A 16,074-nucleotide genomic window follows, 5' to 3' on the forward strand; every position below is an offset into this window, starting at 1 on the left:
ATTAAATTTCAGTAATCTCAATTACTTTTTTTGGTTTATATTCTGGCATCTGATCAAAATTTAAATACCGATAGATTGAATCTACGCCTTTTGAAAGTTTTTGATTACTAATAGCAAGATACTCTTCAAGCGTTGGAATTTTACCTAAAGCAGCGCACACTGCTGAGAGTTCTGCAGAACCCAAATACACTTGCGCATCTTTTCCCATACGATTATCAAAATTTCGCGTGCTTGTTGAAAAAACATGAGCTCCATCCTCAACGCGCGCCTGATTCCCCATGCAGAGAGAACATCCGGGCACCTCTGTTCTGGCTCCTATTTTATTAAAAACGGCGTATACGCCCTCTTTCTTGAGTTCCGTTTCATCCATTCGAGTGGGAGGTACAATCCATAGTCGTGTTGGGATTGTATTAGTGTCTTCAAGGACTTTGGCTGCTGCACGATAATGCCCAATGTTAGTCATGCAACTTCCAATAAACACCTCATCAATTTTATTCCCTGCAATCTCAGACAACGGCTTAATATTATCTGGATCGTTTGGACATGCAATTAATGGCTCTTTAATTTGATCAAGATCAATTTCAATAATACTTGCATACTCGGCATCTTTATCTGCTTCTAATAACGTCGGATTTTTAAGCCAATCTTCCATTGCTTTCATACGACGCAATAATGTTCTTTTATCTTCGTAGTTGTTATCAACTAAATTTTTAATAAGGGCAATATTTGATTTGATATATTCAATGATTGGTTCTTTATTAAGTTTTACAGTGCATCCATTTGCAGATCTTTCAGCTGATGCATCAGCAAATTCAAATGCTTGCTCAATTTTAAGATCTGGTAGGCCTTCAATTTCTAAAATACGCCCATTAAAAACATTTTTTTTATTTTGTTTTGCTACTGTGAGGTCACCATTTTTGATCGCTGCATAAGGTATTGCATTCACAAGATCTCTCAATGTAATACCTGGTTGCATCTTGCCTTTAAATCTTACCAAGACTGATTCCGGCATATCGATTGGCATTGCTCCCATAGCTGCTGCAAAAGCTACAAGTCCGGAACCTGCTGGAAATGAAATACCTATGGGGAAACGTGTATGGGAATCACCACCTGTGCCTACAGTGTCTGGAAGTAAAAGACGGTTAAGCCAGGAATGAATAATTCCATCACCAGGTCTTAAAGTAACCCCGCCTCGGCTCGACATAAATTCAGGGAGTTCATGTTGTAATTTAACATCTACAGGTTTCGGATAGGCTGCTGTATGACAAAAACTTTGCATAACTAAGTCAGCATTAAATCCGAGACACGCCAATTCTTTTAATTCATCTCTTGTCATAGCGCCAGTTGTGTCTTGAGAGCCAACAGATGTAACTTTTGGCTCACAATATGTGCCAGGTCTAACACCAATACCTACAGGCATGCCGCAAGCTCGACCTACCATTTTTTGCGCGAGTGTGAATCCTTTTTTAGAAGTAACTACTGGTGCAGGAGTTAAAAATAAAGTACTTGGAGGTAATTTTAAAAACTCTCTTGCTTTCGATGTTAATCCACGGCCAATAATAAGAGGTATTCTGCCACCCGCGCGATATTCATCCGCAAGCGTAAATGGTGTTAAGTTAAATGTGGCAATGGATTCATTTTTACTATTTAGAATTTTTCCTTCGAATGGTTTAATAGTAATTTCATCTCCAGTTTTCATTCGACTTACATCGCATTCAATAGGAAGTGCTCCTGAATCTTCTGCTGTATTAAAAAATATAGGCGCAATCTTATTACCCAATACAATGCCACCCGTTCTTTTGTTTGGGATAAAAGGGATATCACTTCCTATATGCCATTGAACAGAATTAATTGCTGATTTCCTGGATGAACCTGTACCTACAATATCTCCCACATAAGCTATCGGTAATTGTTTTACTTCTAAGTCCTGAATTGTTTTGATGCCATTTGGCATTTTATTCATTAACATCGCTTTTGCATGCAATGGAATGTCTGGTCTCGACCAAGCTTCTTGCGCTGGGGACAGGTCATCGGTATTTGTTTCGCCATCTACTTTAAAAACGAGCGCTTTTATTTCTTTCGATAATGGAGGTTTTTTCAAAAACCAATCACCATTTGCCCATGACTCCATGAGTTTCATTGCGGCTTTATTACCTGATCTAACTTTTTCACTCACATCGTAAAATGCATCAAAAATTAAAATGGTATGAGATAGAGCTTTAACAACATCATCAGCAAGATCTGAATCTAAAAGAGAAATAAGTGATTGAACGTTATACCCGCCTACCATGGTTCCTAATAATTCAATAGCGTACTTGGGTGAAATGAGTGAGGATTTTTCTATACCCTTAGCAATATCCGTAAGGAAGGCTGCTTTAATATATGCGGCTTGATCAACACCTGATGGAACACGATGACAAAATAATTCCATCAGCGTCTGGGTATCTTTTGTATCGGGTGACTTTAATAACGTTACGAGTTCTGCGGTTTGTTTTGCTGTTAAAGAAAGGGGTGGAAGACCCTCTTTTAATCGCTCAGCGGCTTCTTTTCTATAATCATCGATCATTGGATTTAGATGGGCTTTAAAAAAATAATTGGTTCCTATTAGTATAAAGCTATTACATTGATCTTAAAAGATAAATCAATAGAATGTGGCTGCAGGATACTTTCAAGAAGGTTACTACAAACCCATAACTCACATCACTTATTGTTATCTAAAACTTGAACGAAACAGGACTGAAATAGTCATTCAATCATGGCTTTTTATAATTTACCTCTTTTCCCGCTCAATGTAGTTGTTTGCCCTAAAGGCATTATGAACTTACGTATATTTGAGCCAAGATATTTAGATATGACCAAAACATGTCTTAGAGAAAATACCTGTTTTGGTATTGTTGCAGTTTTGCCAGAAAGAAAGGCAGATATGACAAACCATTTACCCTTTGCGAGTGTTGGAACTTTAGTAGATATTTTAGACGCAGATGTTTCAAAAGAAGATCTTATTATGATTAGCTGTCAGGGGAGTAACAGGATTAAAGTCAATGGATTTACAATTCAAGAAGATGGTCTAATTATAGGCGAGGTATCAAATATAAATAATGACTTACAAATCCCAATTCCTGACGACTTAAAAAAAGTGAGTGAAAATCTTAAGCGCTTAATTGAGTCATTACCAGAGCAAGGTATATCAGAGCGAGATATTCCTATCATGAAACCATATGAATATCAAGATGCCACGTGGGTCTCAAATAGATGGGTTGAATTGTTAGACATACCTCTTATAGATAAACAGCGTTTAATGCAGATTGATAGTCCGATTGTAAGATTAGAACTTATTAATGATGCAATAAATTAAATTCCAAAAAGTTTAGCTTGAGTTCCCGTATAAGCATTACCAGTTAATGATTGAGAAGCGCACCCAGTCAAATTTATAATCAGAATCAGCAATATTATTTTTTCATTTTTACTTCCTTAAAGTTTCAAATTTAATCGTAATCTATTGTTTACTAACAATAACACCTTAAAAAATTAGGTGGGGGTTTTGATGTCATTATTTACTAATTCCAATAATCCCAGCACATCCAATTTAAATCTAATATCATCTTCTGAAAGTCATTTGAATATAGAACATTTAAGGGCACAGGTGTAACACTAAAGCGTTTATATTCATGATTTTTATAAGCTAATACAACTTGATCTGTATCAGCACCTCCACCTCTAAACCAATAAATAATTACTGTGTACCCCTCGTAACCTTTTGGAGCCCAACGATTAATCATAATAAAGCTACCGGTAAATAAGGCTATTTCTTTCCATTTACCCTTTTGATTTTCAAGTATTAAAAATCCCTGCCCCCCTGAACTTCCCATACTTCTGTTGTTAACAAAGACTTCATCAACACCATCGTTGTTAAGATCAAAAAAAGCAACATTAATTTCATAATCTTCAATGCCTGGGGGAACTTCTTTTCTAATTAACTTTTTAGCCGAAACAGGAAGTTTTTTATAATCCTCTCTCCAAACTAAATCGGTTGCCTTGATTTCATCTTCAAGATTTAAAAATACTGGCCTTACAGAACCACTAGGAATATTAAAGCAAGGGTTATTGTGTGATTTTGGGTTATAACCTAAATGAGGTCCTAATTTTTCATTTAATTTCTCTACGAGAAAACCGTTAAATAATTTAACTTCCTGATATGAATAAGCTAGAGCAAATAGAGCAATAACAAGAATTCCAATAATAACTAGGTATTTTCTTTGGGGTGTTTTCTTGAGCAGGGATTTAATGTTTTGAGAGAGCGATGATAGTAGTTTTTTCATTTCTTATTCCTTAAATAAGCTGGCACATAATAATTAGTAGGGCTTAACATCCCGACAGTAATATCTGCTCTTTTTGTTTGTGGTATTTCGTCGTATCGCACTTTAATTGCTGCACAATGATTAAACTTAATTACACGCATTAACTCTTCATTTGTTTCAATCAAATATACTTCCCTTTCACACTCATGGCAGTATTTAATGTTCTTTTCTTTTCTTTTTAGGAGATCTTTCCACCTCTGATTACATTTAAATCCAAAAGAACAATTGCGAATATCAACATATGACTTTGCATCTTCCCAAAAGTCAGTTTGTGATTGGGTTGATTCAGTATTTTTCTTTTTTACCATTGATGGCCACACTTAAAACATTTATGTGTCGGTTTTTCATCGCCAACAATGCATCCACCTAATTCAACTTCTTTCTTGAACCAAGACTGCAAAGTGTCGTCTGTTGGATAACCGTAGAGAATATCTACGCCCTCAATAGCGTGGCATTCGGGGCAGGTATATTTAGCAGATTTCATATTCCTAACTTACTACTAAAGGAACAAAAACCCAATTATTTTATTCTTGAAGGGTGAGTAAAAAATAAGCAATTGTAATAAATTCAAGTAAATTAGTATGTTGTCAATTAACTTCATATTTAATCACAGGGTTATCCACAGAAATTGTGGAAAAAAGACTTAACAAAAGCTTGCCAAATTTATTTATAGTACTGCAAATCTTACAAATTTAATTAGCGGGCTATAACATATGTTTTCTATAGAGGTTCCGAAAGAAGTATTAAGTCACTGCGAGCTTTTAATAAATCGAATTAACTTTGGAAATCGAGGTATTGGAGATGGAAATAAATCAGAACAATTAACAGGAGTTATTGGCCAATGCACAATTCAATATTTATTAAATATACCCTTAATAGATTTTGAAAGTAAATTTGATGGTGGCATAGATATTATAATAAACAATCGCAAAATTGATATAAAAACAATGGGTAGAAAAAGTAATCCAAAACCATTTTTTGTAAACAATCTTATTGGTTTACAAATTCATTTTGAAGTTGATATCTACATTTTTTGTAGTTTAAATAAAACCAATAATGTCATAACGGTATGTGGCTGGATATCAAAAAAAGATTTTTTACTCAATGCCTCATTACATAAAAAAGGGTCTTATAGATACAGATCAGATGGCACAAAATTCAGTACAAAAGCAGATTTATATGAGATAGAAAACTCTAAACTCAATCAAATTAGTTCAATTGAGGATTTGTTAAGTCAGATTAATAAGAGCAAATTAAACTAATCAATTTATAAAGAGTGTAAATTAAAATATTTTACAATCATTTTACCTAAAGCTTTTGCCATTAAAGGTGGGACAGCATTTCCTATTTGCTGATATTGGGATAAATTCTTCTCCCAAGACATTGTTGTTCTTTTGCCTTTAAAAATATATGTATCTGGGAAGGACTGAATTCTTGCGCCCTCTCTGGCCGTAAAATTCCTGTTCAAATATGGGTGAATAAAATTAGATTGGAAGCTAGCGGCAACAGTAGGACTTGGTTTATTGGGATAAGGTCTCATATTGTTTTGCGAAAAAACTTTTCCGCTTATTTGATCGGCGGCCCCCCTTTTTCTTTGGCTATGTTCATCACTTACATCCTTTACTGACTGTCCATAGGAAATTTGCTTAAATCTTTCAATTAATCGATTTGTATGTCGCATTGCAATATGGTTGAAAATACCTCTAGATTTAACCCTCATCGACCTTTGATAACTATTATTAGCTTTTGTTAAATAGCTTTGTGAATCATCTCCACATCCGGAATCAATTTGTGGCAGATCAGAAATGGCATCCCAAAGGGTTACAAAACTATTTTCTTTATTTGTTTTTGTTGGAATAAGATCTTCAGGAATAAAAGGCAAATCATTTCTAATGCCAATAAAGAAAACTCTTTGCCTTAGTTGGGGCACGCCATAATTAGCAGAATTTAAAACTTTTACGACTAAATTATATCCAGCCCTATTAAATTCTTCTTCAATAATATCTTTTACGAAAATATTTTTTTTAGTTTTCATTGATAACAAACCTAAAACATTTTCCATAACAAAAAACTTTGGCTTTAATTCGTAAACAAATCTTACAAATTCCATGAATAAACTATTTCTTGGGTCTTTTGTATCACGATTCCCTGATAGCGAAAAACCCTGGCAAGGAGGGCCACCTATAATTCCATCAATTTTTGGTAATTTTAAATCTTTAATACTAATCTTTCTAATATCTTCAGTAATAACTTTTACTCCCGGATGATTAAATGCAAAAGTTTCTGAAGCCCATGAATCAACTTCAATAGCAAGCTGTGAATTAAAGTTAGCTAGCTGAAAACCTAATGAAAAACCACCACAACCTGCAAATATATCAATCACCTTCATTTAATCACTCTTCCGGAAGCTATTCTTGCGCTAACATTTTGCCAGTCTGAATTTAAATGGCTTTCAACTGTCTTAAATAAGTCAATTACAACATCAGCATAAATATCATGCCTTGGTAAACTTCTTTGACTGCTTTTTCTCAATATATAAATTTGATCAATTTCCGAATATTGTGGATCAACGGAATGATCAACCTCATATGTTTCAGTTACTATTAGAAATAAACTGTAGGGATTTCCTCTTTTAATTTTTTCTGCAGTAGCTACCGATCCTTCATACATAGTTTTATCTAAATATGTCTTGCACTCTATAGATACAACCGGAACATAAATATTCTTATTTTCCACTTTCGAACTAGAATTCAAGGATGTTGTAATTTTTATTTCTTTAGAAATAGCATAATCTTGATCTTTAGTGTTAATAGTCAGGCCTGAATCGTTTTCAAAACTATCTAGGTCTTTTGGGGAAAAATATAAATTAGAATAGGCATTTGTTGGTCCGAAATTTAAGTTCTTGCCATTCAATTTTGGAATTTCTATAAGTAAGTGATGCATAAATTCTTCAAGAACTGTTGAATGAAGTTTTGACTGGGAGGTAAATCCATTTAGATTGCCTTGTTCTTTTTTAAATTTTTGCTGATCAATAAAATTTTTATATGAATTTAAATCCAAAACCCTTTGATTAATAGATGCATCATCTGATTTTCCTTTAAGTTTCTCAATCTTTTGTAACCAATTTTTATATTCACCATGAATTTCACTTAACAAGGCCTTATTAGCTTCATTTCTTTCATTTTCTATTTTTGACTGAATATTACTTCCATGAATAAGTTTTATCATAAAACTAGCCTTGTTATTTAATTCTGTAATTTTAACATTCTTAAAGTTATTTTACATTTGGCCCTTTCATTAAATAGGCAAATTTTTTATCCATCTCCAAGGGTTCTTTAGCCCCATTTTCCAATCTAGCTTTAAGGCTAATTTGTAGCTCGTTTGTAATAGATATATAGATACTTACAGCATTATCCATAGTCTTATAAAGAGGATTTGTGCCGAGGGTTTTGCCATCGTTAAACTCAATGACATACCCTTCTCTATCAAGCACCTTTTTGTACTCAATATAGGTTTCTAGGGTATCTGCAAGCATTGCTAAGAGGTGTTTATCGATATCTGCGGCATTGCTATATATTGCAAATAAAAACTCGATAGTTTCTTTGTAGAATTGTTCTTTATTAAAACTATCAGGGTCATGCAACCAACATGCAATTGGTATCTTTTTTCCAGCTAGATATCACGTGGAAAAAATAGTCTATGCTTATAGCTTATAAGTGGCAAAGAAATAAGTTGTTATTTTTTCTTACTTTTTATAACTCCGAAACTTGACAAACCTTCTATTTTTTCAAACTATCTTTTTTATACATCTTCTTTATAGCTTTAATGCCTTTTATAATAAAAAAAATTATAAGACCTGCATTGATAAGAATAAAAATAATAATAGAAATATCTATCAAATTAATCTTTAAAATCCATTTCAAAAAGTCCTCTAAGATCTGCATAAAAATTCTACCTAATATAATCCCGTTAAGTTAAATGAAGCATAACCATTGCTATGGAAATAATTGTGGGAACATTAACCCAGTCTTTGATCCCAAAGCTTAAACTTCTTTGAAATATGGCGGAAGAGGCGGGATTCGAACCCGCGTTAGGTTATTCACCTAAACACGCTTTCCAGGCGTGCGACTTAAACCGCTCATCCACCCTTCCGAAAAGAGTCGGCATTATAACTTATGACTTACTTAGCTTTAAGAATCATCTTTTCTCTCTTGATTAAAGTGCTTACTCGTATTAAGGTTGTTCTATTGAATTTATTTACCGTACGTCTACCGCAGTACATCCGTTTTAATAATTTCATAACTTATTGATTTATATAGCATTTATTATTAATTAACTATTAACTTAGGGGCGATTTATGGGCTTAGAAACATTAAATAATCTTGGAGTAAAACATCCATTTAAGGCCAAATATGACAATTATATTGGTGGCAAATTTGTACCTCCAGTAGACGGCAAATACTTTGAAAATATTTCACCAGTTACTGGCAAAGTATTTTGTGAAGTTGCACGATCAAATGAAAAAGATATTAATTTGGCACTAGATGCAGCTCATGCAGCTAAAGATGGCTGGGCTAAAAAGAGCCCTACTGACCGTGCAAATATATTGATGCAAGTTGCAGATATCATGGAAAAAAATCTTTCAACAATTGCGATTGCTGAAACGATTGATAACGGTAAACCTCTCCGTGAAACAACTTACGCTGACATTCCTCTTGCTATTGATCACTTTAGATACTTTGCAAGTTGTGTAAGAGCGCAAGAAGGTAGTATCGGTGAAATTGATCACGAGACAATGGCTTATCATTTTCATGAGCCTTTAGGTGTTGTCGGACAAATTATTCCTTGGAACTTCCCTATTCTTATGGCGGCTTGGAAGTTAGCACCTGCGATTGCTGCAGGTAATTGTGTAGTAATTAAGCCCGCAGAACAAACACCTGTATCACTTCTAGTCGTGCTCGAATTAGTCGGTCATCTTATTCCGCCTGGTGTATTAAATATTGTGAATGGTTTTGGCTTGGAAGCTGGTAAACCACTTGCAAGTTCACCACGTATTGCAAAAATTGCATTTACAGGCGAAACATCTACAGGTCGCTTAATTATGCAATATGCATCACAAAATCTTATTCCAGTAACTTTAGAGCTTGGTGGTAAATCACCTAACATCTTCTTTGAAGATGTGATGGATAAAGACGACAACTTCCTTGATAAAGCTCTTGAGGGCTTTACAATGTTTGCGCTTAATCAAGGTGAAGTATGCACCTGCCCTTCACGCGCTTTAATCCAAGAATCTATTTATGATAAATTTATGGAACGCGCACTCAAACGTGTTGCAGCTATCAAACAAGATAATCCTCTTGATATGGCAACCATGATTGGCGCGCAAGCATCGAGTGAGCAAGTTGAAAAAATTATGTCTTATATGAAGATTGGTCAAGAAGAAGGTGCTCAAATTCTCATCGGCGGTAACCGTAAAAAATTAAGTGGTGAACTTGCAGAAGGATATTACATTGAACCTACTGTATTTAAAGGTCATAACAAAATGCGTATTTTCCAAGAGGAAATTTTTGGACCTGTCGTTTCAGTCACAACATTTAAAGATGAAGATGAAGCGCTTGAAATTGCAAACGATACGCTATATGGCTTAGGCTCAGGTGTGTGGACACGTAACGGCAATCGCGCCTTTAGAATGGGCAAAGGTATTCAAGCAGGTCGTGTATGGACTAATTGCTACCACGCTTATCCTGCACATGCAGCATTTGGTGGTTATAAACAATCAGGTATCGGTCGCGAAACACACAAGATGATGCTTGATCACTACCAACAAACTAAGAATCTTTTAGTGAGCTACAGTGAAAATAAACTTGGTTTCTTTTAAGATTTAAATTAACTAAAACCAAAGGCAAGGCTTAAAGTCTTGCCTTTCTTTTTTATGGAAAAAACTTTTACACGCATAGATACAACTGAAGCTGCAGACACGCTGATTGATTCTTTAAAAGAAAAATACGGTGAAATCATATTTCATCAATCAGGGGGCTGTTGTGATGGGAGCGCACCTATGTGCTATCCCAAAGGTGAATTTTATTTAGGCGGCTCTGATGTTGAGGTAGGTATGACGCATGGCATTCATTTCTATATGGGTGCCAGTCAATTCTCCTACTGGGAACACACACATCTAACGCTCGATGCCATCCCAGGTAATGGTGGGCAGTTTTCACTAGAGAATGGAACAGGTATGCGCTTTATTATTCGGTCGCGTTTATATAGCGATGAAGAATGGGTCTATTTAAGCCAACATCCTGTTAAACATTGCGGGTAAAAGGCGTTCCCTTAGGTTAAAATAAATACTGGCGGGCCTCCCCGCATTGTAATTTAGCCAACCTGGTCAGATGCGGAAGCAAGCAGCCACAACTAAAGAAACAAGTGCCGGGGGTCTGGCTCGCCTCTTATTAAATTGGATTGGTTAAAAATTATTCATGAGCTATCAAGTTCTTGCACGCAAATATCGTCCCCGTTCGTTTGATACGCTTGTCGGTCAAGCGCATGTTGTGCAAGCACTCAAAAATGCACTTGATCAAAAAAGACTACATCATGCTTACCTTTTTACAGGCACACGCGGTGTCGGTAAAACTACATTAGCCCGAATTCTAACCAAAGCACTAAATTGCAAAAAAGGTATTAGTTCGACACCTTGTGGCACATGTTCCGCATGTACCGAGATCGATCAAGGCCGCTACGTAGATCTTATTGAAGTCGATGCAGCATCTAATACGCAAGTCGATAATATGAGAGATCTTCTGGATAACGCTCAATATGCTCCAACGCAAGGGCAATTTAAAATCTACATCATCGATGAAGTCCATATGCTTTCAAAAAGTGCATTCAATGCGATGCTTAAAACATTAGAAGAGCCACCTGAACATGTAAAATTTATTTTAGCGACTACTGATCCGCAAAAGGTCCCTGTCACTGTCTTATCTAGATGCCTACAATTTAATTTAAAACAAATGCCGTCTGCTTCTATTTCAGAATATATGGAAAAAATATTAAATGAAGAAGCAATTAACTATGAAATCAATGCAATTTATTTAATTGCCAAATCTGCGAATGGAAGTATGCGCGATGCATTATCAATTCTTGATCAAGGTATTGCTTATTGCGGCGGCACAATAGAAGAAGCTACGATTAAAAAAATGTTAGGTGCTATAGACCAATCTTACTTATTTAATTTAGTGCATGCGGTCATTGATCAAGATGGTCATAAAGCCATTGAGATAGCGAAACAAATGGATGAAAGAAATCTATCTTTTGATGCAGCGCTCAATGACCTTGCAAACCTTATTCAAACAATTAGTGTGACGCAAGCCATACCAGATAGCTTGGAGGCCTCATACCTTGATCGCGATCAGGTCATCGCATTAACCAAAAAGATAAGTGCAGAACAACTACAACTTTTTTACCAAATTACCATATTAGGTCGACGTGATCTTTATCTAGCGCCAGATGAATATGCAGGCTTCACGATGACCATTCTTAGAATGCTTTCTTTTACCCCGCAAGATTCACTGATTGCAAAAAATTCAACGCCGGCAAAAACTGAACCAGTGAATAGCACAAACAAAATAGAAACTATCGTAAAGTCAAACGACGTATCCTCTGAAGCCTCTGAAATTAAAAAAAAAATTGAAGTAGATCATCAGGTTGATGAAAGCATTTTAAAAGAAATACCTGCATTCAATGGTAATTGGCGTGAGCTTGTTGACCAGCTAAAACTAGGCTTAGTCAAAGCGCTTGCCCAGCAGTCTGAACTGGTCAGTTTTAAAAATAACGAAATAATCTTGTCGATTGCGGATGAGCACAAGCATCTGCTCAATGAAACCTACCAAAAAAAATTAGAATTGAGCTTGTCTGATCACTTTAGTCAACGAATTAAACTTGTGATCTTACAAAAAGGTGCAAATAATTCGCCGCTCAAACAAAAGCAAGAAGAACGATCAATTATTATGAAGGATACTGAGAATTCTATTCTTCAAGATCAATTCGTAAAATCACTACTTACTGAATTTAATGCTGAAATTATTCCATCGAGCATTAAACCTAATCAAACTACATAAGGAGTCATCGTATGATGAAGGGCGGCATGGGTAACTTAATGAAACAAGCACAAATGATGCAGGCTAATATGCAAAAAGCACAAGATGAACTTGGGCTTATTGATGTAGAAGGCTTAGCAAGTAATGGCCTTGTTAAAATTGCTATTTCTTGCAAACATCAAATTAAAAAAATATCGATCGATCCATCTGTCATGAATGATCATGAAATGTTAGAAGACCTTCTCATTGTAGCTTTTAAAGATGCATTACAAAAAATTGAACAAACCACTAATGCCAAGATGGGCAATATGTTGCCTCCTGGTATGAAGTTACCTTTCTAACTTGATTGCATGAAAAATACTGAAGCACTCGAACAGCTTGTCGATGCACTAAGGTGCTTACCTGGGATTGGCCCTAAATCAGCTCTGCGTATGGCTTACCATCTTCTGCAGCACAATAGAAAAGGTGCAGCGCAACTCTCAAGCGCTATTGCTAACGCAATCGAATTAGTTGGACATTGCTCCTATTGCAATAACTTTTCTGAAGAAGTAATTTGCTCACTTTGCTCATCCAAAGATCGAGACGCCTCAATTCTTTGTGTGATCGAAATGCCAAGTGATCTTATGATGTTAGAACAAACGCACTCTTATAACGGCATGTATTTTATTTTAATGGGTAAACTCTCGCCTTTAGATGGTATTGGTCCGAAAGATATCCATTTAGACAGACTTTTAAAACGTCTTGATGCTGGAATCGTTAAAGAAGTGATCTTAGCGAATAATTTTACGGTGAGCGGAGATGCTACTGCCCATTATGTTACTGAACTTCTTAAAGCGCGCGGTATTCGATTAAGTCGAATAGCAAGAGGCTTACCTATGGGTGGTGAAATTGAATATGTAGATAGCGGGACGCTTGCCCAAGCTATGATTGAACGTAAAATAATTAAAGACTGAGATAAGTTAAAAGATCAGATGGCTTATCAATGATATGTTGAGCGCCCCAGGATTTTGCATCATCCCCTGCTTCTAAATATCCGTATCGCGCCGCCATACTAACCATGCTTGCATCGTTTGCTGCCATAACATCACGCTTATCATCACCTAAATAAATAATGTCAGATGGTTTTATTGAAAGAAGCTGTGAGGCTTTCATAAGACCTTCGGGTGAAGGTTTTGGTAACTTAACGTCATCTCCTGCAATAAGACATGATGTATGTTTTAAAAGCGGATGAGAAGATACAATTGGCTGCGCAAACTTCCTAGCTTTATTCGTCACAATACCCCAGGAAATTTTTCTAAGGTTTAAAGTATTAATCAATTCTTCAATACCTTCCATGCATTGTATATTTTGATTAAATACTTCTTTATAGATATCTAGGAATTCTTGAACACGCGCATAAAAAAGAGGATCGTTTTTATCCATGTTAAACCCAGCTTTCAGTAAACCTGCCGCACCATGTGAAGCAAAAGGTCGTCCTACTAAAAAAGGAATGGGGGGTAAATCATACTGTTTTCTTAATTGATTAAGCGCTCCTACAAGTTGCGGTGCACTATCAATCAAAGTACCATCTAAATCAAAAAGAACAGCTTTCATCATTAATCTTTTGTGACTTCAAGAAGATAATTAACCGAAACATCATCGCCCAATTTATACACATCTGTGATTGGGTTATAAGTCATACCTTTTAAGGTAACAACCGCTAGATCTTCTTTTCGACACCAGGAAATGAGTTCAGAGGGTTTAATAAATTTTTCGTAATCATGTGTGCCGCGCGGTAATAAATTCAGAATATATTCAGCACCAATCACTGCAAATAAATAAGCCTTTATATTGCGATTAATGGTCGACATAAAAAGTGTGCCGCCTGGTTTTAAAAGTTTCGCGCATAATGCCACAACAGCTGAAGGTTCTGGCACATGCTCTAGCATTTCCATACATGTAATCACATCAAAAATAGGCTTATGTTTTGAAGTAAAAGCTTCTAGAGAAGTGCATTGATAATTAATATCTATCTTTGTTTGCAGTGCATGGAGTTTTGCAATGTTGATCACTTTCTCACCCATATCAATTCCTGTGACATCCGCACCCAAATTTGCCATAGATTCAGAAAGAATGCCCCCTCCGCAACCTACATCGAGCACTTTTTTATCCTTTAAATTAATTTTTTCATGGATAAAATTAAGACGGAGAGGATTGATATCGTGAAGTGGTTTAAATTCACTCGTTTTATCCCACCATTTGTGAGCGAGCTCATTAAATTTAGCGATTTCTTCTTCCGAAACGTTTATATGTTTTGTTTTAGCTTGAGTTGCCATCTGAGCGCTATATCCTTACATGATTGAATATCAATGGATGTTAAGTGTTCTTCTTCATACTGCAATAAACCATTCACCCACACATGACTGACCTCTTCTCGCGTAGTTGCATAAACTAAATGACTCATAGGGTCGAACATAGGTAATGTAGATAAGTGATCCATATTAAATACCGTCAAATCTGCAAACTTTCCTTTTTCAATCGACCCAATACAATCTTCAAGTCCAAGTGCTTTTGCAGCATTAATAGTGACCATGTCTAAAGATGTTTTAGCATCAAGGATCGCAGGATTTTTTGTCATGCCTTTAGCAAGCAAAGATGCTAATTGCATATCATGCAATACGTCTTGCTTATTATTGCTTGCACTTCCATCTGTACCAATACATACATTAATATGGTTTTTTTGTAACGCTTCAATATTAGCGATACCACTTCCTAATTTTAAATTGGATGTCGGGCAATGAATGACCGATGCAGATTCTTTTGAAAGTGTGCTTAAATCTTCATCGTTCAAATAAACAGCATGCACTGCCATAAATTGTGGGCTTATGATACCAAGACGATTGAGTCTCTCAATGGGTCTTATTTGATATTGTTTTAAGCTCTCACTAATTTCATTTTCTGTTTCATGGATATGCATATGAATAGTGAGATTGAGTTGGTTAGCATAAGTTAAAACTTGATTTAAGGTTTTATCTGAGACTGAGTATGGTGCATGCGGGGCTAAGCTTGATGTAATTCGACTTTCATCACGCCAACCATCTCTGGCTTCAAGCCCTTTCATTAGATAATCCTCTCCATCATTTGCGTAATTAGAGGGATAATCCATCACAAAAAGACCGATGTTAGCTCGCATACCACTTTGTTTAATAGCGCGCGATGCTGCTTCAGGATAAAAGTACATTTCATTAAACGTAGTCACACCACTTTTTAGCATTTCAGCGCACGCTATCAATGTGCCGTCATAAACAAAATCCGGTGTGACCCATTTTTTTTCAAGCGGCCAAATAGAGTCATTAAGCCATGTATGAAGTGGCTGATCGTCTGCGAAACCTCGAAATAAATTCATAGCAGCATGCGTATGTGCATTAATAAGACCAGGGGTAACAATATGGTGATGCAGTTGAAAGTGTTGATTGCTCTGATAAAGTGAAGCTACTTTTTTTGTCTCAATAATATCGATGATTCGATCCTCATCAATAATGATCGAATGATCCTCGAGCACTGTATTTTGCGGTCTAACAGGACAAATCCATTTGGCTGAAATAATCGTACTGACAGGGTGGATACGCGTATCTGTCATAAGT

17 protein-coding genes, 1 tRNA gene and 1 other RNA gene are annotated in these 16,074 nt (G+C 35.9%); 8 read left to right on the forward strand and 11 right to left on the reverse strand.

The annotated features are described in order from the left end of the window. Position 1 precedes the first annotated feature (1 nt). Positions 2-2,566, reverse strand: coding sequence for a bifunctional aconitate hydratase 2/2-methylisocitrate dehydratase (gene acnB / locus FIT63_RS04030; protein WP_140006667.1), 2,565 nt, complete (start codon positions 2,564-2,566; stop codon positions 2-4). Positions 2,567-2,815: 249 nt separating this feature from the next. Here acnB and FIT63_RS04035 point away from each other — a divergent pair, with 249 nt between their 5' ends. Next, positions 2,816-3,355 carry an LON peptidase substrate-binding domain-containing protein gene (locus FIT63_RS04035; protein WP_420886434.1) on the forward strand — a complete coding sequence of 180 codons (540 nt, stop codon included), beginning with the start codon at positions 2,816-2,818 and terminating at the stop codon, positions 3,353-3,355. Between the two features lie 202 nt (positions 3,356-3,557). Here FIT63_RS04035 and FIT63_RS04040 read toward each other — a convergent pair whose 3' ends face one another. The 3 genes from FIT63_RS04040 to FIT63_RS04050 are packed head-to-tail and all read right to left on the reverse strand — an operon-like array spanning position 3,558 to position 4,842. Continuing rightward, on the reverse strand, positions 3,558-4,319 hold the full coding sequence (locus FIT63_RS04040; RefSeq protein ID WP_140006669.1) for a hypothetical protein: 762 nt from the start codon (positions 4,317-4,319) through the stop codon (positions 3,558-3,560). After that, positions 4,316-4,666: a hypothetical protein gene (locus tag FIT63_RS04045; RefSeq protein ID WP_140006670.1), complete on the reverse strand. Its 351-nt coding sequence runs from the start codon at positions 4,664-4,666 to the stop codon at positions 4,316-4,318. Before FIT63_RS04045 ends, FIT63_RS04040 begins: the two co-directional genes overlap by 4 nt. Continuing rightward, positions 4,660-4,842, reverse strand: coding sequence for a hypothetical protein (locus FIT63_RS04050; protein ID WP_140006671.1), 183 nt, complete (start codon positions 4,840-4,842; stop codon positions 4,660-4,662). Before FIT63_RS04050 ends, FIT63_RS04045 begins: the two co-directional genes overlap by 7 nt. A 229-nt stretch (positions 4,843-5,071) precedes the next feature. Between FIT63_RS04050 and FIT63_RS04055 the strand changes: the two genes are divergently transcribed. Then, the gene (locus FIT63_RS04055; protein WP_140006672.1) at positions 5,072-5,620 is read left to right on the forward strand and encodes a hypothetical protein; all 549 of its coding nucleotides are present in this window, start codon (positions 5,072-5,074) and stop codon (positions 5,618-5,620) included. A gap of 5 nt (positions 5,621-5,625) precedes the next feature. On the opposite strand, the gene FIT63_RS04060 is transcribed toward FIT63_RS04055, so the two are convergent. The 4 genes from FIT63_RS04060 to FIT63_RS04075 all read right to left on the reverse strand — a co-directional run bounded on the left by FIT63_RS04060 (position 5,626) and on the right by FIT63_RS04075 (position 8,510). Further along, positions 5,626-6,747: a DNA cytosine methyltransferase gene (locus FIT63_RS04060; protein ID WP_140006673.1), complete on the reverse strand. Its 1,122-nt coding sequence runs from the start codon at positions 6,745-6,747 to the stop codon at positions 5,626-5,628. After that, on the reverse strand, positions 6,744-7,586 hold the full coding sequence (locus FIT63_RS04065; protein WP_140006674.1) for a Bpu10I family restriction endonuclease: 843 nt from the start codon (positions 7,584-7,586) through the stop codon (positions 6,744-6,746). Before FIT63_RS04065 ends, FIT63_RS04060 begins: the two co-directional genes overlap by 4 nt. 46 nt (positions 7,587-7,632) lie before the next feature. Next, positions 7,633-8,001, reverse strand: a complete 369-nt coding sequence (locus FIT63_RS04070) for a P27 family phage terminase small subunit (protein ID WP_140006675.1) — start codon at positions 7,999-8,001, stop codon at positions 7,633-7,635. Between the two features lie 418 nt (positions 8,002-8,419). Beyond that, positions 8,420-8,510 (reverse strand) — tRNA-Ser (locus tag FIT63_RS04075). Between the two features lie 205 nt (positions 8,511-8,715). Here FIT63_RS04075 and adh point away from each other — a divergent pair. The 6 genes from adh (at position 8,716) to recR (ending at position 13,404) form a co-directional block, all read left to right on the forward strand. Further along, complete coding sequence (gene adh / locus FIT63_RS04080) at positions 8,716-10,236, forward strand: aldehyde dehydrogenase (RefSeq protein WP_140006676.1); 1,521 nt, start codon at positions 8,716-8,718, stop codon at positions 10,234-10,236. Positions 10,237-10,290: 54 nt separating this feature from the next. Beyond that, positions 10,291-10,677 (forward strand): DUF779 domain-containing protein, encoded by a 387-nt coding sequence (locus tag FIT63_RS04085; protein WP_140006677.1) that lies wholly within the window; start codon positions 10,291-10,293, stop codon positions 10,675-10,677. 30 nt (positions 10,678-10,707) lie between these two features. Then, positions 10,708-10,805: signal recognition particle sRNA small type (ffs, locus tag FIT63_RS04090), an RNA gene on the forward strand. A 29-nt stretch (positions 10,806-10,834) separates the two neighbouring features. Beyond that, complete coding sequence (gene dnaX / locus FIT63_RS04095) at positions 10,835-12,472, forward strand: DNA polymerase III subunit gamma/tau (RefSeq protein ID WP_140006678.1); 1,638 nt, start codon at positions 10,835-10,837, stop codon at positions 12,470-12,472. A gap of 11 nt (positions 12,473-12,483) precedes the next feature. Further along, on the forward strand, positions 12,484-12,792 hold the full coding sequence (locus FIT63_RS04100; protein WP_028818091.1) for a YbaB/EbfC family nucleoid-associated protein: 309 nt from the start codon (positions 12,484-12,486) through the stop codon (positions 12,790-12,792). A 9-nt stretch (positions 12,793-12,801) separates the two neighbouring features. Further along, positions 12,802-13,404 carry a recombination mediator RecR gene (recR, locus tag FIT63_RS04105; RefSeq protein ID WP_140006679.1) on the forward strand — a complete coding sequence of 201 codons (603 nt, stop codon included), beginning with the start codon at positions 12,802-12,804 and terminating at the stop codon, positions 13,402-13,404. Here the strand turns inward: recR and FIT63_RS04110 are convergent. The 3 genes from FIT63_RS04110 to FIT63_RS04120 are packed head-to-tail and all read right to left on the reverse strand — an operon-like array spanning position 13,394 to position 16,070. Continuing rightward, positions 13,394-14,047, reverse strand: a complete 654-nt coding sequence (locus FIT63_RS04110) for an HAD family hydrolase (protein ID WP_140006680.1) — start codon at positions 14,045-14,047, stop codon at positions 13,394-13,396. The genes recR and FIT63_RS04110 overlap by 11 nt on opposite strands. After that, the gene (gene ubiG, locus FIT63_RS04115) at positions 14,047-14,766 is read right to left on the reverse strand and encodes a bifunctional 2-polyprenyl-6-hydroxyphenol methylase/3-demethylubiquinol 3-O-methyltransferase UbiG (RefSeq protein ID WP_140006681.1); all 720 of its coding nucleotides are present in this window, start codon (positions 14,764-14,766) and stop codon (positions 14,047-14,049) included. The genes FIT63_RS04110 and ubiG overlap by 1 nt, the downstream gene beginning before the upstream one ends. Beyond that, the gene (locus FIT63_RS04120; RefSeq protein WP_140006682.1) at positions 14,736-16,070 is read right to left on the reverse strand and encodes a TRZ/ATZ family hydrolase; all 1,335 of its coding nucleotides are present in this window, start codon (positions 16,068-16,070) and stop codon (positions 14,736-14,738) included. Before FIT63_RS04120 ends, ubiG begins: the two co-directional genes overlap by 31 nt. Positions 16,071-16,074: the final 4 nt, after the last annotated feature.

The sequence above is a fragment of the Candidatus Methylopumilus planktonicus genome, assembly GCF_006364715.1.
GTDB classification, from domain to species: Bacteria; Pseudomonadota; Gammaproteobacteria; order Burkholderiales; family Methylophilaceae; genus Methylopumilus; species Methylopumilus planktonicus_A.